Below are 25,405 nucleotides of genomic sequence, written 5' to 3' on the forward strand. Positions count from 1 at the left end.
ACTGGCCCGTTGGTCAAGCGGTTAAGACACCGCCCTTTCACGGCGGTAACACGGGTTCGAATCCCGTACGGGTCATCTCAAAAGCAGTTTGCATATGCAAACTGCTTTTTTTGTTTGTAAACAGAGTTTAGACAAAAGAATAAACTCTGTTTTTCGTTTTTCTATGATTTTCTCTTCACAATTTGCATTTCCTATAGCACATCTCTAAACGCTTGTTCTAAATTTCGAAAAAAAACCTACAATAGTAATAACAGAATACTGTTTGTACAAAAGGAGGGGAATGCGTGAAAAAAATTGTTTTGTGGTCCATCGGAGTTTTTCTTGTATATGTAGCTTGTATATGGGTGTATTTATTTTATATAAGTGACACCTCTATTCCACAATCATTAAAAGGTACCAGCGTGGATCCGGCTACGTTTATGAATGCAAGAGAACTTATGTTAACCGAAAAATATTCAAAGATTAGAGATGCGCTCTTTTTTATCCGAATTCCATATGAGTGGTTAGGGTTTATTTTAATTTTAGTGTTAGGTGTGTCTAAGAAAGTGAATAAGTGGTCTAAAGACGTCAGCCGTTTCAGTCTTCTCCAAACTGCTATTTATGTATTTTGGTTATCTGTTCTGCTGCTGATCTACTCTTTTCCTATGGACTGGATTAGCTATAAGCTTTCAACGGCTTACCATATTACGACGCAACCTTTCCAAGGATGGATGAAAGATCTTTTTACAGATTTTTGGGTGAACTATGCCACGATGTTTTTAGTGATTGCTGTGTTATATGCATTCATTCGTAAGTTTTCAAAAAGATGGTGGCTGTATGCGTGGCTAGTATCTATTCCATTTACGCTATTTTTGACGTTTATTCAACCAGTGGTTATCGATCCGTTATATAACGATTTTTATCCATTAAAGAATAAAGAGCTGGAGACGAAAATTTTGCATTTAGCAGATGAAGCTCATATACCTGCTAAGCATGTATATGAAGTAAACATGTCTGAAAAAACGAACTCTCTCAATGCATATGTAACGGGAATAGGTTCTAATTCAAGAATTGTGTTATGGGATACTACTCTTAATAAATTGACGGAACGTGAAATTTTGTTTATCATGGCGCACGAAATGGGTCACTATGTGAAGAAACATATTTATGTAGGGATTGCTTCAGCCTTAGTTTTATCGATTGTAGGTTTATGGCTAACGAAACATTTAGCTAGCTTTGTGATTAAGAGATGGGGGAAAGCATTAAAAATCACTTCTCTTAGTGATTTAAATTCATTACCGCTTATTCTACTTATTTTTTCTGTGCTCACATTTGCTGTAAGTCCTTTAACAAATATGCAGTCGCGTCATCATGAACTTCAATCTGACACGTACGCCATGGACTTAACAGGAGATAAACAAGCTGCTATTAAAACATTTCAGGATTTAACAAAATCAGGACTGTCCCAGGTGAATCCGCCGTATTTAGTGAAAATTTTTCGATATGGTCATCCAACAATATTGGAAAGAATTTCATTTGTTGAGAAGTATGAAAGAAATGAATAAGTGATATAAGAAAAAGTAAAGGATATATGAAGCCTTTTATACGTAGGTATTAATAGAAAAGCCTCCTTGCGAGTAGGAAAAAAATTCTAAAAGGAGGTTTCATTTTCGAAAGTACTGTTATATAATAACGTATGTAAAATAAAAACTGTTTTATAACAATAGGGAGGAATAGTTATTTGTGATTGAAAAGATAGCAGGCAAACTTATCAGCGTATATTCACCTCAACAAAGTCTTACTACATGTCCTTCAACTATTTACTTATTTCATCTACGTTCTTACTAAAACTATGGCAAACTGCTAATTTACTTCATCATGAAACAGACATATTCTCACTGCTGCGTTTTATATTTTTATGAATATAGAATTTTAAATTCATTAGGGGGTATAAAGAATGAAAGAGATTCGTGTAAAAAACCTTGAAGAGAACTGGAAAAGCGATGAGCGTTGGAAAGGAATTGAACGTCCATATTCTGCAGAAAAAGTCATTGGACTGAGAGGATCCATTGATATTGAACACACGCTTGCTAGAAGAGGGGCCGAAAAGTTCTGGAACTTATTAAAAACAGAGCCATACGTTCATGCATTAGGAGCTTTAACAGGAAATCAAGCAGTACAACAGGTAAAAGCAGGGTTAAAAGCCATTTATCTCAGTGGATGGCAAGTAGCTGCAGATGCAAACCTTTCAGGAAATATGTATCCTGATCAAAGTCTATATCCAGCAAACAGCGTGCCGCATGTTGTGAAACGAATCAATCAAGCGCTGCAGCGTGCCGATCAAATTCAGCATTTAGAAGGAGAAGGGGACATTGATTACTTTGCTCCAATTGTAGCAGATGCAGAAGCAGGGTTCGGAGGACAGTTGAACGTATTTGAACTCATGAAAGGAATGATTGAGTCAGGAGCATCTGCGGTACACTTCGAAGATCAATTGTCATCTGAGAAAAAGTGTGGTCATCTTGGCGGCAAGGTATTGCTTCCAACTCAGACAGCTGTGAAAAACTTGATTGCTGCTCGTTTAGCTGCTGATGTAATGGGTGTTCCAACACTTCTGATTGCTCGTACCGATGCTGATGCCGCTGATTTAATTACAAGTGATGTTGATCCTGTAGATCGCCAGTTTATTACAGGTGAACGCACCGCTGAAGGTTTTTATCGCACGAGAGCCGGAATCGATCAAGCTATCGCTCGTGGCTTAGCATATGCGCCATATGCTGATCTAGTATGGTGTGAGACGTCTGAACCAAACTTGGAACAGGCACAAAAATTTGCAGATGCTATTCATGAAAAATTCCCAGGTAAAATGCTTGCTTATAACTGTTCACCATCTTTCAACTGGAAGAAAAAATTAGATAAGAAAACGATTGAAAAGTTTCAAAGAGAAATCGCAAAAATGGGCTACAAATTCCAATTCGTTACGCTTGCTGGCTTCCACGCTTTAAATCACAGCATGTTTGAACTGGCACGAGGATATAAAACAAGAGGAATGGCAGCTTATTCAGAGTTACAAGAAAGAGAGTTTGCTAGTGAAATAAATGGATATACTGCTACAAGACATCAGCGTGAAGTAGGAACGGGTTATTTTGATGAAGTGGCGCAAGTAGTTTCCGGTGGGACTTCCTCTACAACAGCTTTAAAAGGTTCAACAGAAGAAGAGCAGTTTCAGGCGCATAAATAACAAAAAATCTATGAGTGGAACGGTTGTTTACTTCCACTCATAGAAAAAATCCTAACAAAAAAGATTCTTACATCTGTAAGAATCTTTTTTTATGTAGTAAACACGATTTAACAGACAGCTGTTCTTCCTGAGAAGAAAGGTTCTGCCTGTTAAACGTACATATAAATCATTAACATGAATGAACTTCTTGAAATATTAAGTAGATGTTTGAAGTAAGGATTGGTACTGTGCTGATAGCTCATAAAAAGCAGTTTCATCACGTTGATCTAATGCCGTGTTAATGTTTGTTTCTAACAGTTCTTTTTGACGCTTAAAAAGCGATTCATCAATTACCATTTCGATATAAACATCCAACATACTCACAGTATCAATTACTTTTTTCTTGCGAGCGAGGGACTTCATCATTTCCGTGTACGATTTTTCATTGTTCATACCTCATCACCTCTGCACCCTTTTTATTATTATATAGATTAAAAGAAGAAAAAACAACTAATTTTCTAAATTTTTAGATTTTTATTTTTAGAAATGATAAAGTAAGAGGGAAACGCTACTTTCGTTTTTATCGATTGGCTATTTGGTTTAAAAATGAATCCTTGGGGGCGAAGAAATTGAATCATTTAAAAAAGCGTACGGTAACGGTAGAGGATTTGTATGAATTGAAGTCTGTGTATAACCCTCAGATTTCTCCAGATGGAAAAAGTGTAGTTTATACGGTTCGAGAAACGAAAAAAATAGAAAACGATTATGAGACGCAGCTGTTTATGTTAGATCTTGAAACAAAAAAAACAAAGCAATTGACGTATTATAAAGGAAATAATCATTCTCCCGCCTGGTCTCCTGACGGCAGGTGGATTGCTTTTTTATCAGATCGCAGTCAAACCGTTCAGCTCTATCTATTAGCAGCGACAGGCGGGGAAGCAGAAGCACTCACAGATTGTGAAAAAGGCGTTAGTAATCCCGTATGGTCTCCTTATAGTGATGAAATTATGTTTTCTACAAAAGTAGAAGAAAAAGCTGTAAGAGTTGAACAAAATCATGAGCATCCTCAGCCATACGAAGTGGAACGTTTGTTGTATAAATCCGATGCTAGCGGCTATTTAAAAGGTGAATATACGCAAGTTGCGGTCGTTAAACTTAAAAATAAAGAAGTGACGTTTTTAACGGATGGACCTTATCATCACTCTGTAGGATGCTGGGCCCCTGATGCAAATTCAATTGTATTTTGCAGCAGCCGAGGAGAGAATCCGGATTTATCGTTAACCATGGACGTGTTTATTTTGCATCGTGATACTAAAAAGTTAACATCTATTACAGCAGAAACAGGATATTTTCATCAAGTTTCGTGGTCACCAGATGGGTCATACATAGCTTACATTGGAAATGAACGTACATACGGATCGGCTTCAATGAATGACATATATATTTATCAGGTCTCCAATCAAAAAACAGCTTGTATCACTGCAGGTATAGACTTAGAAATAGGAGATATGGTAGCAGGAGATTTTCACTTTGGAAGAACCGCAGCGGGAATTATGTGGAGCAGTAAGGAAGAATTTTATTTTGTCGTAAGTGAAAAGGGTTCTGTAGGCATATATAAAGGAAATGTAAATGGAAAGTTAGACTCTGTGCTTATGGATAATGCTCACGTATACGGGGTATCTGTTGTTCCCAACGGTGAGGAAGCTATCGTAGCAATCAGTACATTTACACATCCCGGAGATCTTTATTCTTTAAATTTAAAAACAGAGGAACTAGTGAAGCTGACAAACGTTAATGATTCATTTTTAAAGCATGTGCAGTTAACGGAAGCAGAATCTTTTTGCGCGACTGCCAGGGACGGTATACATATCCACAGTTGGGTCGTAAAAGCGGCTGCTGCCAACGATGTATCTCCAACCATTTTAGAAATTCACGGAGGTCCGCATCTTATGTATGGTCATACATTTATGTTTGAATTTCAAGTGCTTGCATCAAAAGGGTTCAATATCCTCTTTTCTAATCCAAGAGGCGGAAGAGGATATGGTCAAGCCTTTACAGATGCCGTTCGAGGAGATTACGGAGGCATGGATTATATGGATTTGATGGCAGTAACCGACGAAGCAATTAACCGCTACTCTTATATTAATGAAGATAAAATTGGCGTAACAGGAGGAAGCTACGGAGGATTTATGACAAACTGGATTGTAGGAAGTACAAATCGGTTTAAAGCAGCGGTGACGCAACGGTCTATTTCAAATTGGACGAGTTTTTACGGCGTTAGTGATATTGGCTATTATTTTACCGAATGGGAATTGAAAGCTGATATTTATGAGAATCCGGAAAAACTTTGGAACCACTCGCCGCTTCGTTTAGCGGAGAACGTGAAAACACCGCTGTTAATCTTGCATAGCGAACAGGATTATAGATGTCCAATTGAACAAGCTGAACAGCTTTATGTGGCACTAAAAAGAAAAGATAAAGAAGTAGAATTTATTCGTTTTCCTCAATCTAACCATGAACTTTCTAGAAGCGGTAAGCCTAATTTACGAACGGCGAGACTAAAATATTTAACCAGCTGGTTTAAACGTTATTTGCAGCAGTCTAAGTAAAAGCACATGTTGTTCTAGAGGTTCTGTTCGTGTAAGTAAGGGCTGGCTATATGGCAAGCGCAACAGGGCAGAAAAGATAAAACGCTGTAAAACTTTTGTTTGGTAAAGGAAAGTAGTACAATAAGTGAAAAGTAGCACAGTTGTTTAAATAAGGAGAACATTCGATGGATTTTGAAACATTAAAGCATTATTTGACATTAGACGGCGTCCTCGAGTTATTAAAACAATATCAATCATTTGGGATCATTCCCGGACTGCTTTTGCCTATTTTAGAAGCGTTTATCCCTATCTTGCCGCTTTTTGCGTTTGTAATGGCTAATGCTGCTGCCTTTGGCTTATGGTTAGGCTTTTTAATTTCATGGATCGGGAGCTGCGTTGGATCACTGCTTGTCTTTTTGATTTTTAGAAAATACGGACAGGCGAGGTTTTTACATTTTATCAGCCGCCATGCGCAAATTCGAAAGATTATGATTTGGGTGGAAAGACACGGTTTTGGACCGCTGTTTATTATGCTTTGTTTCCCTTTTACGCCGTCTTCAGCGATTAATGTAGTAGCTGGACTATCACGTGTCAGTATGGCTCAGTTTATGCTTGCTGTATTAGCGGGTAAAATGGTCATGATATTTATGATGAGCTTTATTGGGGCCGATTTTGTTTCATTTGTGAAACAGCCTTTAAAAGCAGTACTTGTTTTAGTGATCATTTTTGTCCTATGGCTTGTTGGAAAGCAAATTGAACGAAGATTAAATGAAAAATCTAAAGTGAAACAGTATGACAAATAGTTTGTTTATATATAACAAATAGTGATGAAAGACTGCTTTTTAATAGGCAGTCTTTTGTTATACATACAGCAGAAGAGGGTATTGTAAACTATGGAAAAACCTTTTCTTATAGGAATACAGCAGCATTTTTGAAAGGTTTTTTGCCTTTTTCTTAAAGAAGTTATTTGTCTGTTTATTCGGTTGGTAGAACAATGCACATACAGAGTATCTGTCTAGTAATGAACAAGTTTTTTGTTTATCAATTGTGAAAAATATGCTAAAATAAAAGAAAAAACTGGGAATAAATTAGACGTCTATTCCTAGTTGCACCTAAGTAATGAACCCTTTGTTTTCTAGAGATATACATGTTTTTTCTCAACATGTATTATCACCTCATGTATTTCAAAACGTTTTCTTAAAAATTATATGAATGATTTTTGAGCTTGACTACTAAGATGTAAGTAGAGGGATCATTACTAGAAAAGCACCGAATGATCATTAAGACGTGCTTGGCGTCGTTTTGAGGAGGGGAATGCGCTACTAAGATTCAAGCGACTTGCTGATTAATCGTTGTTAGTAAGCGTCTTATAGCGCGGGTGACATGAGATTAAAAGATAAAGTGGCAATTATTACGGGTGCAGCAAATGGGTTAGGGTTCGAAGCTTCTCGAATTTTCGCACAAGAGGGTGCAAAGGTCGCTATGGTTGACTACGATGCAAAAGTAGGAGAAGAACGAGCAGCTCAGCTAAAAGAAGAAGGCGGAGATGTAGCATTCTTTCAAGTAAACGTAGCGGATCGAGACAGTGTAGATGCAATGGTAGAAGAAGTCGTGAAACGCTTCTCTAAAATAGATATTTTAATTAATAATGCAGGTATTACCAGAGATGGAATGCTAACTAAATTATCAGTTGAAAATTTTCAAGCGGTCATTAACGTAAACCTTACAGGCGTTTTTCACTGTACGCAAGCCGTTGTACCGCATATGATTGCTCAAGGTAAAGGGAAAATTATCAGCACATCTTCGGTATCCGGCGTATATGGAAATGTTGGTCAAACAAACTATGCGGCGACAAAAGCCGGCGTAGTGGGAATGACAAAAACATGGGCTAAAGAGCTTGGGCGAAAAGGAATTAATGTAAACGCTGTAGCTCCCGGGTTTATTGAGACGGATATGGTGAAGGCGATGCCGGACAAAATCATTGATCAAATGAAATCCACTATTCCTTTACAAAGGTTAGGTCAGCCTTCTGACATTGGTTATGCTTATCTTTATTTAGCCTCTGATGAGTCCAACTATATTAACGGCACAACACTGCATGTAGATGGTGGAATCATGATGTAAAAGTAGAAAATAACTCGCTTTTCTAAAACTTTTCAGTGGTCATTTGGCTACTGAAAAGTTTTTTTGTTGCATCCAGCATTTCACATATGTGCAAAGTGGAATTTTGTCTGCAAGTTCAGTAAAATAATAAGGAGAGAGATAGAGAGATTTAGCTGATTATCACTATAAAATTTTGACGACTGCGTCACGTGTTTGCGTGGCGTTTATCCATTTTGCACTTAAACAACTAAAAATATAGAGAAGAAAAATGAAGGGGTGAAAACGTGGGGCTACAGTTTTTATTAGGACGTTCAGGAAGCGGGAAAACGGAATATCTTTTAAATAGCATGCGCCAAGAGCTGTTAAATGCTCCGCTTGGGCATCCACTTATTTATATTGTACCTGAACAGATGACATTTCAGTCGGAGTATGCGCTTGTTCAAACACCTGGGTTAGAAGGCATGATGCGTGCTCAAGTTTATAGTTTTACACGTCTTGCGTGGCGTATCCTGCAAGAAGTCGGAGGTATTAGCCGCTATCATGTGGATCAAACAGGTATTCATATGATGCTTAAAAAAATTATCGAGCATCAAAAAAAAGAGCTTCGATTGTTTGCGAATTCTTCAGAACAAGCAGGGTTTATTGAAGAACTAGAAAAAATGGTTAAAGAATTTAAACAGTACACGGTAGATGCACCGTCTCTCGAAGAGATGAAGCAAAAACTTCAAGCAGAAGATGAGAAAGTCCTTGCTGATAAATTACATGATTTACATCTCATTTACGGAGAATTAGAAAAACAGCTGATGACAAAATATGTAGATGGAGAAGATTATTTGAAGCTGCTGAGTGAAAAAGTAGTCTCTTCTGCGTACCTTGCTCAAGCAACGATTTATGTAGATGGATTTCATCACTATACTCCTCAAGAATTAACGGTATTAGTAGAGCTGATGAAAGTTTGTAGAGAAGTGAAAATAGCGGTTACTTCTGATTATTCATATCAAGATTTTATTCCAAATGACCTGCACTTGTTTCGATTAACGAGCGAAACGTATCAAGAAATAATGGGCCTGGCGGCTGAAAACGGGATAGAGATTCAAGAGCCAAACGTATTTAATGAACAAAAAAGGCATCAAAACAGTCCAGAGCTTGCCTATTTAGAACGATATTATGATGAACGGCCAACGCCGGAATTTCAGTCAGAGCCCGAGCAGATTCAGCTGCTGCCTGCTGTTAGCCGAAGAGCAGAGGTAGAAGGGATTGCGAGAGAAGTGCTGTCGCTTGTGCGTGATCACGGCTATCGCTATCGTGATATTGCCTTGATTGTTAGAAATGCAGAAGACTATCATGACTTGCTTCAAACCATTTTTCGAGATTATGAAATTCCGTACTTTATTGACCAAAAGCGAGCGATGTTTCACCATCCACTCGTTGAATTTATTCGCTCAGTCTTAGAGGTGGTAAGCGGGTCATGGCGATACGAAACCATTTTTCGGGCAGTGAAAACAGACCTTTTATTTCCTTTGTCATCTGATGTGCACCAGCTTCGCGAAGAGATGGATGAATTAGAAAATTACGTACTTGCTTACGGTATTCAAGGATCTAAGTGGACGAGTAAGGAGCCATTTACCTACAGAAAATATCGTTCGCTTGAAGACATGAACCTTGGGAAAATTGACGAAGAGCTTGCTTTTGAGCAAAAAATAAATGAATTAAAAAATATGATTGTTCCTCCTATTTATTCGCTTCAGCAAAAATTAAAACAAGCGAAAATAGGAAAAGAAAAAGCAGAAGCACTCTATCGTTTTTTAACGAATTTAGATATTCCACAAAAGATAGAAGCGCTGCGCAATCGATGTGAAGAAGAAGGAAAGCTTCAAGAAGCAAGAGAGCACGAGCAGGTATGGAAAGCAATTCTTCACTTATTTGATCAGTTTGTTGAAATGATGGGAGAAGAGAAAGTATCGATTTCTTTGTTCGCGGATCTATTTGAGACAGGGCTTGACAGCATGCAGTTTGCACTTGTTCCGCCTGCACTGGATCAAGTGGTTGTGGCAAGTTTTGAGCGTTCGCGTTTATCCGATATCAAAGCAAGCTTTGTGCTAGGCGTAAATGACGGTGTGATTCCAGCTAAACCAAAAAGCGATGGCCTGTTATCTGAGAAAGAGAGAGAGCAGCTGCTTGAATCAGGCTTATTACTTGCGCCAACTGGAAGGCAAAAGCTGTTTGACGAACAATTTCTCATTTATTTAGCACTTTCCAGCTCTTCTGAAAAACTTTATGTTTCGTATCCTCTTGCCAATGAGGAAGGGAAGACTCTGCTGCCTTCACTCGTTATTAATCGATTAAAAGAGCTATTTCCGCTCCTGCAGGAAAAGCTGTTAATGACGGAGCCTACGGATTTAGAAGAAGAAAAGCAAGTTGATTATATAACAAATCCCTTAACGAGCATCGCGCATTTAGCCAGCCAGCTGCAAGGGTGGAAACGCCATTATCCGATGAGTTCCGCTTGGTGGGATGTATATAATTTTTATGTGGAAAATTCAGATTGGAACTCATACAGCGAGAAAGTACTAAGCAGTTTATTTTATAAAAACGAAGCAAAAAGGTTAACAAAGAAAACGAGTCAGCGTCTGTATGGAAAGCATATTCAAGCAAGTGTATCGAGAATGGAGAAATTTGAAGCCTGTCCGTACGCTCATTTTGCTTCTCACGGGCTTAAGCTTAAAGAACGAAAAGTTTTCAAATTAGCAGCTCCTGACATAGGCGAGTTATTTCACGCGGCGCTGAAAATGATTTCAGACGAGCTACGGGGCGGTCAAAAAGAATGGAAGAACTTAACGAGAAAAGACTGTCAGCAGCTTTCTACGGCTGCGGTGCACGAACTTGCTCCGCGCTTACAAAATGAAATTTTATTGAGCTCTAATCGCCACCACTATTTAACACATAAGCTGCAGCAAATTATTGAACGTGCGTCGCTTGTGTTAAGTGAGCACGCTAAGGTGAGCGGGTTTGTTCCTGTTGGATTGGAATTAGGGTTTGGTCCTAGCGCGGAGCTGCCTTCTATGCCGTTTACACTGCCAAATGGCCATACGATGGAACTTGTTGGCCGAATTGACAGAGTGGATAAAGCGGAAAGCTCCAAGGGACTTTTACTGCGTATTGTCGACTATAAATCAAGCGATAAAGCATTAAACTTAGTGGAAGTGTACTATGGTTTATCTCTTCAAATTTTAGCTTATTTAGACATAGTCGTGACGTATGCTGAACAGCTTCTTCATGATAATAGAGGAGCATTGCCTGCTGGCGTTCTTTATTTCCACGTTCATAATCCAATGATCAACAGTACTAAAGCATTACAACCCGATCAAATTGAAGCCGAAATCTTCAAGAAGTTTAAAATGAAAGGACTGCTTTTAGGGGACGAGGAAGCAGTCCGATTAATGGACGAAACGTTAGAATCAGGGCACTCACAGGTTATATCGGCGGGTATTAAAAAGACAGGGGGCTTTTATTCCAATTCTTCGGTTGCGAGCGAAGAAGATTTTACACATCTCCGTCAGTATGTGCGAGGTAAGTTTGTAGAGGCAGGTACTGAGATTACAAATGGAAAAATTGATATTTCGCCTTATAAGCTAAAAGATAAAACACCATGTGCGTTTTGTGAATACCGCTCAATCTGTCAGTTCGATGAATCAATGGAAAACAACGAATATCGTCAGCTTAGTACAGAGAGTCAAAATGTTATTTTAGATAAAATTCGAGAGGAGGCCAAACGAGATGAGTGAAGATATACACGTAAAACCGGCCGACTCCCAGTGGACGGATGATCAGTGGAACGCCATTGTTTCATCCGGTCAAGATATATTAGTAGCCGCGGCGGCTGGCTCAGGAAAAACAGCGGTTTTAGTCGAACGTATTATTAAAAAGATTACGATGGGTGAGGAACCAATTGATGTTGATAGATTACTAGTTGCTACGTTTACAAATGCTTCTGCAGCCGAAATGAGAAATCGAATTGGAGAAGCATTGGAAAAAGAGTTAAAAAAGAATCCATCTTCTTTACACTTGCGCAGACAGCTTAATTTATTAAACCGTGCGTCGATTTCTACGCTCCATTCTTTTTGTTTAGAAGTCATTCGAACGTATTATTATTTGATCGATGTAGACCCTGGTTTTCGAATTGCAGATGATACGGAAGCGGATCTTCTGCGTGAAGAAGTATTAGAAGAATTGTTTGAAGAGCAGTACAGTATTGAACAGAACGAGCGATTCTTTGATTTAATTGATCGTTATACAAGCGACAGAAATGACTTAGATATTCAGCTTATGGTAAGAAAGCTATATGACTTTGCACGATCTAATCCCGACCCAAACGGCTGGCTTAAAATGATTGTGAGTCAATATGATGTCACAGAGAACTCTTCTATTGATTCACTTCCGTTTTTGTCTTTTCTTTTACAAGAAGTAACAACGCAGCTCGTGGGCATTGAGTCGATTTTAAAACAGGGCTTAGAGCTAACAAAGCTGCCGGGAGGGCCTGCTCCTCGCGCCGTTAATGCAGAGGAAGACCTGGCTCAAATTCATCGGCTGATCAGCGCTTCTAAGCATTCTTTTGCTGATTTGCATGAGGAAATGCAGAATTTGAATTTTACTCGTTTAAAGCCATGTAAAGGAGATGCATACGACTCGCAGCTTTTAGATGATTTCGGAGAGCTTCGCAAAAAAGCGAAAACAAGCCTTGAAAAGCTTCATGCTGATTTGTTTTCTAGGCCTTTGTACGGCTACATGGCTGATTTTGAAAAAATGAAGCCCGTTATTGAAACGCTAATCTTTTTAGTTCAGCGCTTCGGTGAACGATATGAACACATCAAAAAAGAGAAAGGGTTAGTGGACTTTTCTGATTTAGAGCATTATTGCCTACAAATCTTGAGTGTAAAAAAAGACGGTGTGCTTAAGCCTTCGTCCATTGCTCAAAAATATCGCACTCAGTTTGAAGAGGTGCTTGTTGACGAATATCAAGATACAAATATGGTTCAAGAAACACTAATTAAATTAGTGACGAGAGATAGTGAAGAACAAGGGAATTTATTTATGGTTGGAGATGTAAAACAATCCATTTACCGCTTTCGTTTAGCGGAGCCATTTTTGTTTTTGACGAAGTACAAGCGATTTACGCAAGATGGACGACAATTTGGAAAACGTATTGACTTAAATAAAAACTTCCGAAGTCGTTCTCAAGTGCTTGACGCCACAAACTTTATTTTTAACCAGCTGATGGATGAAGAAGTAGGAGAAATTGCATATGACGATGATGCTTCTTTAAAATTAGGAGCATCGTATCCAAAAGTGGAAGGAATGGAAACGGAGCTTCTGCTGATTGCAAAAGAAAATGCAGAAGAAGGAGCGGAAGAAGAATCGGATTCTTCTCTCGTCGCTTTTTCAGAAGCAGAGCTTGAAACCGCTCAGTTAGAGGCAAGAGCAATGGCGCGCAAAATCAAAGAACTCGTTCAAAACCGTTTTCAAATATATGATCGCAAGCTCGATATCATGAGAAACGTAACGTATCGTGACTTTGTTATTTTGCTTCGTTCCATGCCTTGGGCTGCGCAGATTATGGATGAATTTAAACAAGAAGGTGTGCCGATTTATGCGGATTTATCAACAGGCTATTTTGATGCTACTGAAGTGATGATTATGATGTCTTTATTAAAAGTAGTAGATAACCCGCATCAAGACATTCCGTTAGCTTCTGTTCTTCGCTCACCGGTAGTAGGGCTTTCAGATGAAGAGTTGGCTACACTGAGAGCAGAGCAAAAGAAAGGAACGTATTATGATGCGTTAAAAACGTACTTAGCGGTTTCAGATGATGAAGAACTTCGCGATAAAGTGAAATATTTCTATGAGCAGTTAAAAGCATGGAGAACACAAGCTAGACAAAGCTCTTTGTCAGAACTAGTATGGCAAATTTACCGCGACACGGGTTTCTTTGAATTTGTTGGCGGACTTCCTGGCGGGAAACAGCGTCAAGCCAATTTACGTGCTCTTTACGATCGCGCTCGCCAGTATGAGGCGACTTCATTTAGAGGTCTGTTCCGCTTTTTACGCTTTATTGAACGGATGCAGGATCGAGGGAACGATTTAGGAGCTGCTCGAGCGCTGGGAGAACAAGAAGATGTGGTGCGTTTGATGACGATCCACAGCAGTAAAGGTCTTGAATTTCCTGTTGTTTTCGTAGCTGGTCTTGCTCGTCAGTTTAACTTAATGGACTTGAATAAAGCTTATTTACTCGATAAAGAACTAGGTTTTGGATCTAAATATATTGATCCGAAACTGCGTATTACGTACCCGACTCTTCTTCAGCAGACCATGAAGAAAAAAATGAAAAAAGAAAGCATGGCAGAGGAAATGCGGGTATTATACGTAGCTTTGACGCGTGCGAAAGAAAAACTTATTTTAGTTGGAACAGTAAAAGACGCACCAGAAAAGCTCAGACAATGGAGCTCCGTTATGGGACACGAAGATTGGACGCTTCCAGCTCACGTGAGAAGAGATGCAAAATGTTATTTAGACTGGATTGGACCTTCTTTAATTCGTCACAAAAATGTTAGTCATATGGTTGAAGGAGAGGTCCAGCCGGCCGAGATGATTTATCAGCATGCTTCAAGCTGGAAGCTTTCAACGTTATTAGCAGGTGATTTAGCCGAACAGCCTCTTGAAGAGCAGCAGCATCATGAAGAGCTTTTGAACGCTCTTCAAAAGCATGAGCCAGTTACAGAATCCAGCGATTATAAAGAGGAAGTGTATAGACGCTTAAATTGGTCTTATGATTATCGTGTAGCTTCCGTTCATCGTTCAAAGCAATCTGTTTCTGAACTAAAAAGGCAGCAGCAGCTGACGGATGCAGGTGCAAGCAATGATCTTGTTCGGGGAGCTAAAGCACCTCTTGAAAATCGTCCGCTGTTTCTTCAAGAGAAATCTCTCACAGGAGCTGAAAGAGGAACAGCTACACATGCCGTTATGCAGCAGCTTCCATTAAATAAAGCTTATACCCTCGAAATGGTTCAAGACTTTATTCAATCAATGGTTACCAAAGAATTGTTGACGCAACAGCAAGCGGATGCCGTTGATGCAAATGATGTAGCAGACTTTTTAGACAGTGACATTGCACAAGGTATTCGAACGGCTCGCACGGTTTATAGAGAGATGCCTTTTAGTTTAGGTGTCTCCGCTAAAGAAATCTATGATCATTGGGAGCAGGAAGATGAAACGATTTTAGTACAAGGTATTATTGATTGTTTATATGAAACGGAAGAAGGCCTCGTTTTACTTGATTTTAAAACAGATAATATTTCGGATCGTTTTCAAGGGGATTTTGAACGAGCAAAACCATTTCTAATTGAAAGATACCGCATTCAGTTAGAGCTTTACGCAAAGGCCATTGAGCGGATTGTGAAACAACCTGTTCAGCATCGCTATCTTTACTTTTTAGATGGTGGACATGCTGTTGAAATATAAGAAAAGAAGAAGGCGATAGTCTTCTTCTTTTTCACCAATAAGGAGAGAGTAACATGCGTTTATTACATACAGCGGATTGGCATTTGGGGCGAACGTTAGAAGGTCGAAGCCGTCTAGCTGAGCAAGCACAGTTTTTAGATGAACTGGCAGACATTGTGGAAGAAGAAAAGATAGATGCTATTCTCATGGCGGGAGATGCCTTTGATACGGTTAACCCTCCAGCAGCGGCAGAGCAGCTCTTTTACGAAAGTATGTCTAGGTTGAGCAACAATGGAAAACGTCCAATTATTGTTATTGCAGGTAATCATGATAACCCAGATCGGCTGTCGGCGGCTTCTCCATTAGCTGTTCATCAAAATATTACACTTCTTGGTTTGCCTACTACCGATGTAGAAAGCATTCACATTCCTACATCAGATGAAATATTAAAGGTTGCGGCTCTTCCTTACCCATCTGAATCAAGGTTAAAGGAACTGTTAGCAGAAGAAAATGATGAGCTGGCTCTTCGAAATTCATACGATGCCAGAGTAAAAGGTATTTTCGATAAAATGAGTGAGCAGTTCACAACAGATACCGTTAATATTGCGATGAGTCATATTTACGTAGCAGGCGGAAGTTCAACGGACTCAGAACGTCCAATTGAAGTAGGAGGAGCTTATACGGTGGCGGCAACTAGTTTGCCTGCTAATGCTCAATATGTAGCTCTAGGACATTTGCATCGCCCGCAAATGATCAATCGCGCCAACACCTTTGCAAGATATTCTGGGTCACCTCTTGCCTATAGTTTTTCAGAGTCAGGATATGCAAAGTCTGTTACCATTTTAGATGCTCAGCCAGGAAAAGAGGTTGAAATGACGGAAATTCCATTATCTAGCGGAAAGCCTTTGACGCGTTGGAAAGCAAAAAACGGATTGGCAGAAGTATATACGTGGCTTGATGAACAGAAAGATGCGCAGGCATGGGTTGATTTAGAAGTTCACGTAGAAGATGCACTTTCACTAGAAGAAATCCATCGACTTCGCAAGCTTCATCCAGGCTTTATTCATATTCGTCCGGTATTCAAAGCAGAAGAACTAGCACATGAAACACGTTCACAGCGCGAAGTGCCGATCGAAGAACTGTTTACAAAGTTCTACAGCAGGCAAACCGGCGGAGGGGCACCTGATGATGAGTTAGTCAAACTGTTTTTAACCTTGATTAACGATGAAGAAGTATCGGGAAAGGAGGATGAAAAATGAAACCTATTAACTTGACCGTTTCGGGGCTTCACAGTTTTAGAGAAAAACAAACTGTCGACTTTGAAGCGCTGTGTTCAGGCGGTGTGTTTGGAATATTTGGTCCTACTGGAAGCGGGAAATCCTCCATTTTGGATGCCATTACACTAGCTTTATACGGAAAAGTAGAGCGTGCAGCCAATAATACACAAGGAATTTTAAATCACGGGGAAAATGAACTGAAAGTATCGTTTACGTTCGAGCTGGAAAACGCTAGTCATAAAAAACGCTATACTGTTGAACGAAGCTTTAAACGGACAGATGAGCTGCGTGTGAAATCAGCTTCCAGTCGATTGATTGAAATCGAAGATGAAACGTACGTATTAGCGGATAAAACAAATGATGTAAACCAGCAGGTACAGGAACTTCTTGGTTTAACAATTGATGATTTTACAAGAGCTGTTGTATTACCACAAGGAAAATTTGCAGAGTTTTTATCGTTAAAAGGGACGGAACGTCGTCAAATGCTTCAGCGTCTTTTTAATCTCGAGCAGTACGGAGATCAGCTTAGTAAGAAAATACGCTATCAAGTTCAGCAGCTAAAAACAGACCTAGATAAAATCACGGCAGAACAAACGGGATTAGGTGAAGCTTCAACAGAGAAAGTAACAGAAGCCGAGCAGCTTGTAAGTGATAGCATTGTACTTTTGGAAAAACGAGAAAAAGAAGCGGCTGATTTGCAGGAACGATACGATCAGCAGGCATCTCTTTGGAAAGCGCAGCAGGAAAAAACACTGTTAGAAGAAAAACTAGTGCATGCTTCTAAGCAGGAAGAGGAGATTAAACAAAAGCAAGATTTGCTGACGAAAGCGCAGCAGGCAGAGCGTCTTTTTCCTTATTTAGAAACATTTGAACAAGCTGAAAAACAGCAGAAGCTTTATAAAGATAAAGTAGAAAAATTAAAAGTGCAAATTGTTCAGCAAAGTGAGGAATATAAGCGATTGAATAGCTTATATGAGCAGGCTCGCTTACAAAAAAATGAACAGCAGCCCAAATTAGTTGTTCAAAAAGAACAGCTTCAACAAGCTTCTGATCTTCAAAAACAAATTAAAGATGGGCAGCAAGAAGTAAAAGAAGCGGAAGTTTCTCTTCAGCAAAAGCAGCAGGCACTTCAAACGAAAAATGATGAATTAATAGAAGCGGATAAGCGGTATCAGCAAGGTCTGAACCTTCAAAAAGAGTTAAAAGAAGCATTAACAAAAGTGGAGATTCAACCTGATTATCGGCAGGCTGTTCAGCAAGCATTCTACCGTTATCAAGTATGGAATAACGATAAAAAAAATCTAGATGAAGGCCAAAAAACGTATAAAGAAAAAGCGGAACAGCTTCAGCATTTGCACACACAAAAACAAACACACCAAGAGAGATATCAGCAAACAATAGAACGAAGTAAAGAGTTATTTTCGGATATTCAAGGCTTGTATCACACTGTATGTGAGCGGGAAAAAGAGTTTCAGCAGCTTTTTCAACAAGCGGATCATTTAATGAGTGATCTAAAAAGACGCAAGGAAAAAGAATGGTCACATCGTCTGGCTCATCAATTAGCTGAGCAGCTGACTAAAGGAGAGCCTTGTCCAGTTTGTGGCTCTGAGCATCATCCTAACCCCGTGTTAAACCAAAAAGAAGAAAATGGTACAGTAGAATCAGCGGATCAGTTCGAAGATCAAGTCAATCAGTTGCGTGAACAGCGATTTAGCTATTCGTCGCTTAAAATGCAGCTTGAACAGCTTGCTAAACCTCTTGTTGAAAAAATACCTGATTTAGCTGGGTTTATGAATGAAGCTGGCCAAGTTCCTGCTTTAGGAGAAATGGGTACAGATGCCTTTGGTCAGTATGCTAAGAAAATAGAAGTTGAAATTAAATCTCTTGAGCAGGATTATTTGCAGGTAAGCGAAAAACAGCATGCAATTCTCGGGCAGGTACAAAAGGTCCAGCAAAGTCTTGAAAAGATTGAATTAGAGCTTGCTCATTATCAAAAAGAACAAGCTGAATTGGAAAGAAAAGTCACTCAGCAAAAACAAGCGTTACAAGCAGGAAGAGAAGCTTTTCAACAAGATTATCCTTCCTTTGTATTTGAAGAGATGGAAAAAATTAATGAACAGCTAAACGAGCGAGAAAAAGAAGAGCAGACAATAAAGGCTCGAATTGAAAAAAGCAGCGTATTTTTTGAAAATCAGCAAAAGAAAATCGAACGTCTAAAAGAAGAAAAATATGCGGGCGAAAAAGAATTTACAGAATTAAAAGCAATGCTGTCTCATAAACAATCTCTTGTTCACTCGCAAATTGAACGCTTGCGTACGCTTACAGATCAAGAAGATATTGAACAAGCGCTGCAAAAAACAGTTCACTTACTTGCGGAGTTAGAGACGAATGAACAGCAGGCGTATCAACATTGGCAGACTGTTCAAAAAGCGTATCAAACGCTGCAAATGGATGAAAAAGCAGCGAGCGAATCTCTAGAAACAGCTCATATCCAGTATGAAAAAGCAGCTGGAAAATGGGAAGAAGCGATAGGGAATTCTTTATTCAGCGAAGAAAAAGAAGTTCAGCAAGCTTTGTTATCACACGATGAGATGAAATTGTTGGATGAAACTGTTCAGGCTTATTGGGACAACATAAAACAGATGAAGTCATCAGTTGAACAGTTAAATATCCAGCTGAATCACCAGTCCATAGAAGAGCAGCAATTTGAAGAAACTCAGCAGCTGCTTCATGATATAAAAGCCGCTGTAAAAGAAGCCGTTCAGCTCAAGGGAGCAGCTGAGCAAACGTTAAAAAGCGTCAAAGAACGGCATGAGCGATTTTTAGTGCTTGAACAGGACCGTGAAGAAAAACAAGCGTTATTTGAACAGTATCAAAAGCTTCAAACAGTATTTAAAGGAAATGCTTTCGTCGAATATATTGCTGAAGAACAGCTGATGTCCGTTAGCCGAGATGCTTCAGAGCGTCTGGGTATATTAACACGTCAGCGCTATGCGATTGAAGTTGATTCACAAGGCGGCTTTATCATGAGAGATGATGCAAATGGAGGCGTAAAACGTCCGGTTTCAACTTTATCGGGAGGGGAAACATTTTTAACTTCCCTCGCTCTGGCCCTTTCATTATCTGCACAAATACAGCTAAGAGGAGAATATCCACTGCAGTTTTTCTTTTTAGATGAAGGATTTGGAACGCTTGATGGAGAGCTTCTTGATACCGTGGTTACGGCGCTTGAAAAACTTCAGTCCAATAATTTATCAATTGGAATCATCAGTCACGTACAAGAACTTCGTGCTCGTCTGCCAAAACGTTTGATTGTTGAGCCGTCCGAGCCTTCTGGCAAAGGAACTAGTGTAAGAGTAGAAACTTTATAGGGAAGGAAATCTATATGAAGAAAAAAGACAGGCGAATAGGAACATGCGAATTATGCGGAAGGCAGGATGTCTTGACGACCGTACATCATTTAACGCCAAAGGAAATGGGCGGAGCGTTTGAACCGACGGCAAACTTATGTATTCCGTGTCATAAACAAATTCATGCGTTATACACAAATGATGAATTAGCCATTCGTCTTAATACGATTTCTTTATTACAAGCTGATTCTAAAATTAGCTCTTTTATTAAATGGATTCGTAAACAGCCTTCTTCTAAATTACCTAAAACCAAAAAATCAAACAGCCGAAAATCCAGGTGAATAAAAAACCCCTTATCCGCTTTAATAGCAAAGATAAGGGGTTTTTTTAAGCATTTGCCGCTATATTTTGATCGAATAAATCTGGATCTAACGTATTTGTTCCTGAAATGCCGTTATTGGTATTAACAAAGTTACCTGTATTTAAAGAACCGGAGCCTGAGGCTGTTTTAGCAGCGCTTTTTGGAGAAACATAAAACGTATCTCCAAACGTTACGACACCGCCCCCGACGCTCGTGATACTAACGGGTCCGATTATTGCTGGCATGAGGTTCACACCCTTTTTTTCGTGATATTAGTTTAGTATATGAGCAGTTTCTTAAAAGGTTCACTCACTGCCGCTAGCTTCTGAAGCAGCTTTCTTTGAAGCTCCTGTTTCAGCTTCCTTTGAAGGTTCATCGTTGATCAGTTCACGAATATGCTTAATGCGGGCTTCTGCATAAACATTGCAGGTCGAGCCAACATGAATAACTGACGAGAATGAGCACCCTTTTATATCAATTCTGTTAACGCGGATTAAAGGTATTTCATTCCACGTTTGAACGGGAATAGGTTCGTAGTCACCATGGGGAATAGGCTCACTAAAGATAGCATAATCATCAAAATTTCCTTCTCTGCCGTAGAAAAACGGATACTGTCTCCGATCAGCTAACGCTTTATTAAGTAGGTGAATTTCTGTTGAATCTCCAATTTGGCAAAAAGAGCTCGCTGACAAGGAATTAATTTCTATATAATTAACAGAAGATGTGCGTGAAAGCATACATAAGCTCCTTTATGATAACGATAGTGGAACATAAGGACCGATAATCAAAGATTCCGCTGGTGTATCAAATGTTGAAGAGAGAGAGATGTAATTTGCATCACCAATTAAAAAAAGAGAAGAAGAAGATACGCCTGTAATACTAACGTCTCCAACAAGCAATTCACGGTTTACAACGTTAAAGTTCATGAAGGGGGTCCACCTTTCTTTAAGGATTCAGGTAAATACGTTAAAAATGCGTCAATTCCTTTTTTCATATCTTCATAAAGTTTACCGATAATTTGCGGTTTAATTTGTTCAAAATTCCGTTCCATTTCTTCCGGCTGAACTTGCTGTATATAAAAAGTAATCCGCTGCTGCAGCTGCTTTTTAATATCTTCTAAAATAAACTCGTAGTACGATTCATCAATCATCATCGAGCGCTCATCAAGCACATGTTGAACCATAGAAAAGCCATATTGATTAAGCTCATTTAAAATCGTTTCATGAATATCAGAGACCCACTGCTTTTCTAGCTGGCGATCCAATGGTTTTAAGCTGGGATTTTGCGGTCCAGGACCTCCGGGTTGTCCCGGCTGCTCACCTTGAGGCGGCTGACCTTGTGGCTGAGCTCCTTGCGGAAACGTTACTTCTGGTTTCTCATTAATAATGATATCTTCTAAATTATCGGGTGTAAGAGGGTTCAATCCAATATTTAATGTTCCATCTAAAGAATCAATTTTTAACTGTTCAAATTTATATTCAATTTTATCAATTTTAATAGGTGGCTGTTCACCTAACTCTTTTATTTTTTTCTGAAGTTCTTGTACGTTTTTTTCAAGCTGAGCAATGCGTCCTTCTTGCTGCTGAATATACGAAGACATTTGCTGAACATACTGATATACCTGCTGAATATAGTCCATGTTATCCACCTTCAATCACCTCGATTCCCTTATCTCCCGATAAAGAAAATAGTTATATATATACATATGGCGATGAAGGTTGTAACATGTCAGTCGTTGTCTCGAGCTGGGGGAGTTAACGACTGTGAAAAAGGAGCGGGTGCAGTGCCAGCACCGGTTCCGGGAGTAAAGGTAGAGGGAGAAACAGATCCAAGAATGCCTTTTTTTGTTTCAGTAGGTGCAGCGCCTGTAAACCCTCCTGTATTAAAGAGATTTGAGTTCGGTTTAATAACACCTACGCTTCCAATTTGAAGTACCGAAGAGTTACTGACGGCACTGATTTTCATACTTTGAATACAGATACTTTGATTTACATAAAAGTTCATAAGCATCCTCCTGTATGAGCTTCATTTCTATTAGAGATTTCCAGCGACATTTTGATCATTTACGTCATTGTCCGACGTATTCGTTGAGCTCTGCTGATTCACAACATATAATCCGTCGCCTGTATTAAACGAACCTGCGCCAGCAAATGTTTTAGCAGTAGAAATAGGGGCTATTGTATAAACATCTCCAATATGAAAGACGCTGGCTGAACCAACACTGTTAAGATTAACAACACCAACAATGGCAGGCATAGGCAAACACCCTTTTAATTTAGTCTAGTAACAGCATATGAAGCCTAGATAAAAAGGTGATTAATGCTTTTTCCTTATCTATATGCAGATAGTAAGTAAAACATTAAAAAGAGGGATGGAAATAGTAAACATTGAAGAAAAACTTTTGCGTTCGATATAATGTGAAAGCAATAATGAAATCATGTAAGGTGTGGAAGAATGAAACGTTTCAAAATGAACGCAGCTGATAAAGAACAGCGTATTGAAGCAGCAGATGTGTTAAAAGGAATCGCGCTTATTGGTATTTTGCTGATGAACATGCCCGATTTTTATTCGCCTGCTGCCTATTACGACAATAATTTGATGAATGGTTCAAGAATGAGTTATGTTGCTAATGGATTAGTTGATATAGTAGTAGGGCAGACAGGGTACGCGCTGCTTGCTATTTTGTTTGGATTTGGTTTTATGAAAATGTTCCAGCGTACATACGAAAGGCAAGTAAGCTTTACTCCTTTTTATGTACGAAGAATGACAGCTTTGCTTCTCGTTGGAGCTATTCATGCTGTATTTATTTGGCACGGTGATATGATTGTGATATACAGCTTCTTTGCTTTGATTATGCTGTTTTTTCAAGAAGCAAAGAAAGAAGTGTTATTAGCATGGGGAACCGGAATATTTAGTATTTACGCTGTGATTATGATTGTTATTTTAACGGTAGCGGCTTTTGCTAATGAAGGAGAGACAGCAGCGGGAATTCACCAGCCTATTATTGACCAAGCGCTTCAAGTATATGGACACGGAAGTTTTGCGTCAATATTTCATCAGCACTTGCTGGATTGGTACTATGCGTATAATTTAAATACGGTTCCTTTTCTGTTTTTATCGCTATTTCCACTGTTTTTATTAGGCGGTTTTATGGCGAAAAGCGATTGGTTCGAAGAAATAGAAGAATATATAGTGGAGACAAAGTGGCTTTGCCTTATTTCATTTATCGCGTATACAGTATCATCCGTACTGCCGTATGCTTTAGATCACAATGTAGCTACATCCTATATCCACGATACAATCGGAGGAACGGCAGGAGCAATTTTTGTTGTAACGTTGGTCACATTGGCTATGCGAAGTGTATCTATTCGAAAAATCATGCAGCCATTTGCCTTTTTTGGGAGAATGATTTTAACTAACTATATTGTCCAGTCCATTGTATGTACATTCCTTTTTTACTCATATGGGTTAGGATACTACGGACATATTTCAATTGTAGAAGGATTGGCTATTGCGGGGATTATCATTTTTATTCAACTGCTGGGAAGCTGGATATGGATGAGCCTATTTTCAGATGGACCGCTTGAAAAACTCATTCGGTATGCTACATATGGACGCAGCCGCTAAAAATCCTTTTCCTTCCTTATATTATTGGTGAAGGAAAGGTTTTCATGATATGATATTTTCAGAAAGGACGTGAGATGAATGGCTCCACTACATATTCATGTAACGCTTTGGACATTATTGATTATCTCGTTTGTGGTTTCGTTGATTTTACATCGAGCAGGTAAAGCTAAAGGTCAAAAAATCCTACATATGGTGGCGAGACTTCTATACTTATTAGTGTTAGTGTCAGGTCTGCATATGTTAGCAGCTTGGTACCATTTTCAAGGCGCAGCGCTCATTAAAGGAATTGCCGGAGTGTTAGTGCTTGTGGGAATGGAAATGGTCCTTGTTCGTACTGAAAAAAGAAAACGTACAGGCGTTGCTTGGGCAGTTCTTTTAATTGCGCTTATCTTAGTATTCTATTACGGATATGTCGTACTAGGATAAGAAAAGAGGATAGGGCAAGAGTATTTTAGTTCAAAGAAAAACCGAAGTATTAATCAGAATTCTGATTAATACTTCGGTTTTTTTTCGTTGTCATGGTGAAAGTAAATTTAATGCGTGTAGGTGCTTCTAGCTGTTGATTGGAGGGCAAGGCGAAGACTCCTGCGGGAAAAGTGGCACAGGTGAGACCCCGCAGGAGCGTAAGCGACGAGGAGGCTCATCGGCCGCCCGCGGAAAGCGAAGCCTTGCACGGAAACCAATAGCGTTTTAAAAGCAATCAATACGAACTCATATATCCAATTTTTTCTTTTTAGATTAGGTTGATGAAGTTATGTCTCAAACTCTTTTCTTTTGCTTTAATCTAAAAAAAGATTCATTGAACGTTCTCCATCGTTAACGGTATATTCAAATCGGTCTAGGTAATGCGTGCCTCGTTCGAATAAATGCTGAACGGCACAAATTTTTTCCTCATTGTCATAAATGATAAAATTAGCACCTTTTGTATCACCGTCTGTCGGTAAAAAACATAATGTGTTGTGACAGTAAATACAATCATAAAGAGAGAATTTTAATGAATTTAAGTGCTGAGTGAATGATAAAAAGGTCTCTTTCGGTAGTGATTGAAGAAGCTGTTCGTATGCATAAGGTAGCTTTTTAGTCAGTCTTAGCTTATCCCCATTTCGCAATAAATACGTTCCATCGTGAAGCTTTATTTGACGGTCATCAACCATAATGGCTTTTTCCCAGCGTGTATCAATAAGAAGTTCTAATGTCTCATCCATTACTTCATGAAGCATGGAAGCTTCGTCACTTTCATCTTCAAAGAAAATCCACTGTGAATCAACACATTCAACCGTACCAATCACGAAGGAACGCGGCTGATTGTTCATAGCTTGTTGTTTAGAATAATGATTCATAATCAAACCTCCGTGTGAAATTTATCCATATTTTTTTATTGCCTAAAAAAGCTCTCTTTATAACTG

21 protein-coding genes and 1 tRNA gene are annotated in these 25,405 nt (G+C 39.1%); 14 read left to right on the forward strand and 8 right to left on the reverse strand.

Translation table 11 applies throughout. From position 1 onward, the window contains the following. The first annotated feature begins 3 nt into the window (after positions 1–3). The 3 genes from ACH0CI_RS21995 to aceA all read left to right on the forward strand — a co-directional run bounded on the left by ACH0CI_RS21995 (position 4) and on the right by aceA (position 3,220). Positions 4–75, forward strand: a tRNA-Glu gene (locus ACH0CI_RS21995). Positions 76–284: 209 nt separating this feature from the next. After that, positions 285–1,544 carry a M48 family metallopeptidase gene (locus tag ACH0CI_RS22000; protein WP_406902273.1) on the forward strand — a complete coding sequence of 420 codons (1,260 nt, stop codon included), beginning with the start codon at positions 285–287 and terminating at the stop codon, positions 1,542–1,544. 392 nt (positions 1,545–1,936) lie between these two features. After that, positions 1,937–3,220, forward strand: a complete 1,284-nt coding sequence (aceA, locus tag ACH0CI_RS22005; protein WP_028412422.1) for an isocitrate lyase — start codon at positions 1,937–1,939, stop codon at positions 3,218–3,220. A gap of 195 nt (positions 3,221–3,415) precedes the next feature. Here the strand turns inward: aceA and ACH0CI_RS22010 are convergent, their stop codons facing one another. Beyond that, complete coding sequence (locus tag ACH0CI_RS22010) at positions 3,416–3,652, reverse strand: IDEAL domain-containing protein (RefSeq protein ID WP_028412421.1); 237 nt, start codon at positions 3,650–3,652, stop codon at positions 3,416–3,418. Positions 3,653–3,828: 176 nt separating this feature from the next. Between ACH0CI_RS22010 and ACH0CI_RS22015 the strand changes: the two genes are divergently transcribed. The 8 genes from ACH0CI_RS22015 to ACH0CI_RS22050 all read left to right on the forward strand — a co-directional run bounded on the left by ACH0CI_RS22015 (position 3,829) and on the right by ACH0CI_RS22050 (position 20,352). Further along, complete coding sequence (locus ACH0CI_RS22015) at positions 3,829–5,808, forward strand: S9 family peptidase (RefSeq protein WP_406902274.1); 1,980 nt, start codon at positions 3,829–3,831, stop codon at positions 5,806–5,808. A 164-nt stretch (positions 5,809–5,972) separates the two neighbouring features. Beyond that, positions 5,973–6,590 (forward strand): TVP38/TMEM64 family protein, encoded by a 618-nt coding sequence (locus tag ACH0CI_RS22020; protein WP_028412419.1) that lies wholly within the window; start codon positions 5,973–5,975, stop codon positions 6,588–6,590. 580 nt (positions 6,591–7,170) lie between these two features. After that, positions 7,171–7,911, forward strand: a complete 741-nt coding sequence (gene fabG, locus ACH0CI_RS22025; protein ID WP_014461644.1) for a 3-oxoacyl-ACP reductase FabG — start codon at positions 7,171–7,173, stop codon at positions 7,909–7,911. Between the two features lie 263 nt (positions 7,912–8,174). Further along, positions 8,175–11,675: a helicase-exonuclease AddAB subunit AddB gene (gene addB, locus ACH0CI_RS22030; protein ID WP_406902275.1), complete on the forward strand. Its 3,501-nt coding sequence runs from the start codon at positions 8,175–8,177 to the stop codon at positions 11,673–11,675. Then, positions 11,668–15,405, forward strand: a complete 3,738-nt coding sequence (addA, locus tag ACH0CI_RS22035) for a helicase-exonuclease AddAB subunit AddA (protein WP_406902276.1) — start codon at positions 11,668–11,670, stop codon at positions 15,403–15,405. Before addB ends, addA begins: the two co-directional genes overlap by 8 nt. Before the next feature lie 53 nt (positions 15,406–15,458). Further along, complete coding sequence (locus tag ACH0CI_RS22040; RefSeq protein ID WP_034263948.1) at positions 15,459–16,643, forward strand: exonuclease SbcCD subunit D; 1,185 nt, start codon at positions 15,459–15,461, stop codon at positions 16,641–16,643. Beyond that, entirely contained in the window at positions 16,640–20,032 is a 3,393-nt protein-coding gene (locus ACH0CI_RS22045; RefSeq protein WP_406902277.1) for an SbcC/MukB-like Walker B domain-containing protein, read from the forward strand. Before ACH0CI_RS22040 ends, ACH0CI_RS22045 begins: the two co-directional genes overlap by 4 nt. Before the next feature lie 14 nt (positions 20,033–20,046). Beyond that, on the forward strand, positions 20,047–20,352 hold the full coding sequence (locus ACH0CI_RS22050; protein WP_033578017.1) for an HNH endonuclease: 306 nt from the start codon (positions 20,047–20,049) through the stop codon (positions 20,350–20,352). Positions 20,353–20,398: 46 nt separating this feature from the next. On the opposite strand, the gene ACH0CI_RS22055 is transcribed toward ACH0CI_RS22050, so the two are convergent. From ACH0CI_RS22055 to ACH0CI_RS22080, 6 genes are all read right to left on the reverse strand, one after another. Then, complete coding sequence (locus ACH0CI_RS22055) at positions 20,399–20,617, reverse strand: spore germination protein (RefSeq protein ID WP_013055353.1); 219 nt, start codon at positions 20,615–20,617, stop codon at positions 20,399–20,401. Positions 20,618–20,677: 60 nt separating this feature from the next. Next, on the reverse strand, positions 20,678–21,109 hold the full coding sequence (locus tag ACH0CI_RS22060) for a spore germination protein GerPE (protein WP_028412413.1): 432 nt from the start codon (positions 21,107–21,109) through the stop codon (positions 20,678–20,680). Between the two features lie 12 nt (positions 21,110–21,121). After that, positions 21,122–21,298: a hypothetical protein gene (locus ACH0CI_RS22065; protein ID WP_013055355.1), complete on the reverse strand. Its 177-nt coding sequence runs from the start codon at positions 21,296–21,298 to the stop codon at positions 21,122–21,124. Further along, on the reverse strand, positions 21,295–22,011 hold the full coding sequence (gene gerPC, locus ACH0CI_RS22070; protein WP_048021936.1) for a spore germination protein GerPC: 717 nt from the start codon (positions 22,009–22,011) through the stop codon (positions 21,295–21,297). Before gerPC ends, ACH0CI_RS22065 begins: the two co-directional genes overlap by 4 nt. Before the next feature lie 89 nt (positions 22,012–22,100). Further along, positions 22,101–22,376 carry a spore germination protein GerPB gene (locus tag ACH0CI_RS22075; RefSeq protein ID WP_029324687.1) on the reverse strand — a complete coding sequence of 92 codons (276 nt, stop codon included), beginning with the start codon at positions 22,374–22,376 and terminating at the stop codon, positions 22,101–22,103. Positions 22,377–22,406: 30 nt separating this feature from the next. Beyond that, entirely contained in the window at positions 22,407–22,628 is a 222-nt protein-coding gene (locus tag ACH0CI_RS22080; RefSeq protein WP_013055358.1) for a spore germination protein, read from the reverse strand. Positions 22,629–22,826: 198 nt separating this feature from the next. Here ACH0CI_RS22080 and ACH0CI_RS22085 point away from each other — a divergent pair, with 198 nt between their 5' ends. The 3 genes from ACH0CI_RS22085 (at position 22,827) to ACH0CI_RS22095 (ending at position 24,693) form a co-directional block, all read left to right on the forward strand. Beyond that, the gene (locus ACH0CI_RS22085; protein ID WP_335387984.1) at positions 22,827–23,999 is read left to right on the forward strand and encodes a DUF418 domain-containing protein; all 1,173 of its coding nucleotides are present in this window, start codon (positions 22,827–22,829) and stop codon (positions 23,997–23,999) included. A 78-nt stretch (positions 24,000–24,077) separates the two neighbouring features. Further along, a complete protein-coding gene (locus ACH0CI_RS22090) occupies positions 24,078–24,425 on the forward strand; it encodes a DUF1516 family protein (RefSeq protein ID WP_335387985.1) in 348 nt (115 codons plus the stop codon). A gap of 133 nt (positions 24,426–24,558) precedes the next feature. Beyond that, the gene (locus ACH0CI_RS22095; RefSeq protein WP_406902278.1) at positions 24,559–24,693 is read left to right on the forward strand and encodes a hypothetical protein; all 135 of its coding nucleotides are present in this window, start codon (positions 24,559–24,561) and stop codon (positions 24,691–24,693) included. An 85-nt stretch (positions 24,694–24,778) separates the two neighbouring features. Here ACH0CI_RS22095 and ACH0CI_RS22100 read toward each other — a convergent pair whose 3' ends face one another. Next, complete coding sequence (locus tag ACH0CI_RS22100; protein ID WP_033578020.1) at positions 24,779–25,339, reverse strand: DUF2777 domain-containing protein; 561 nt, start codon at positions 25,337–25,339, stop codon at positions 24,779–24,781. Positions 25,340–25,405: the final 66 nt, after the last annotated feature.

It is taken from the genome of Priestia sp. 179-F W1.4 NHS (assembly GCF_045369295.1).
Classification (GTDB): Bacteria; Bacillota; Bacilli; order Bacillales; family Bacillaceae_H; genus Priestia; species Priestia zanthoxyli.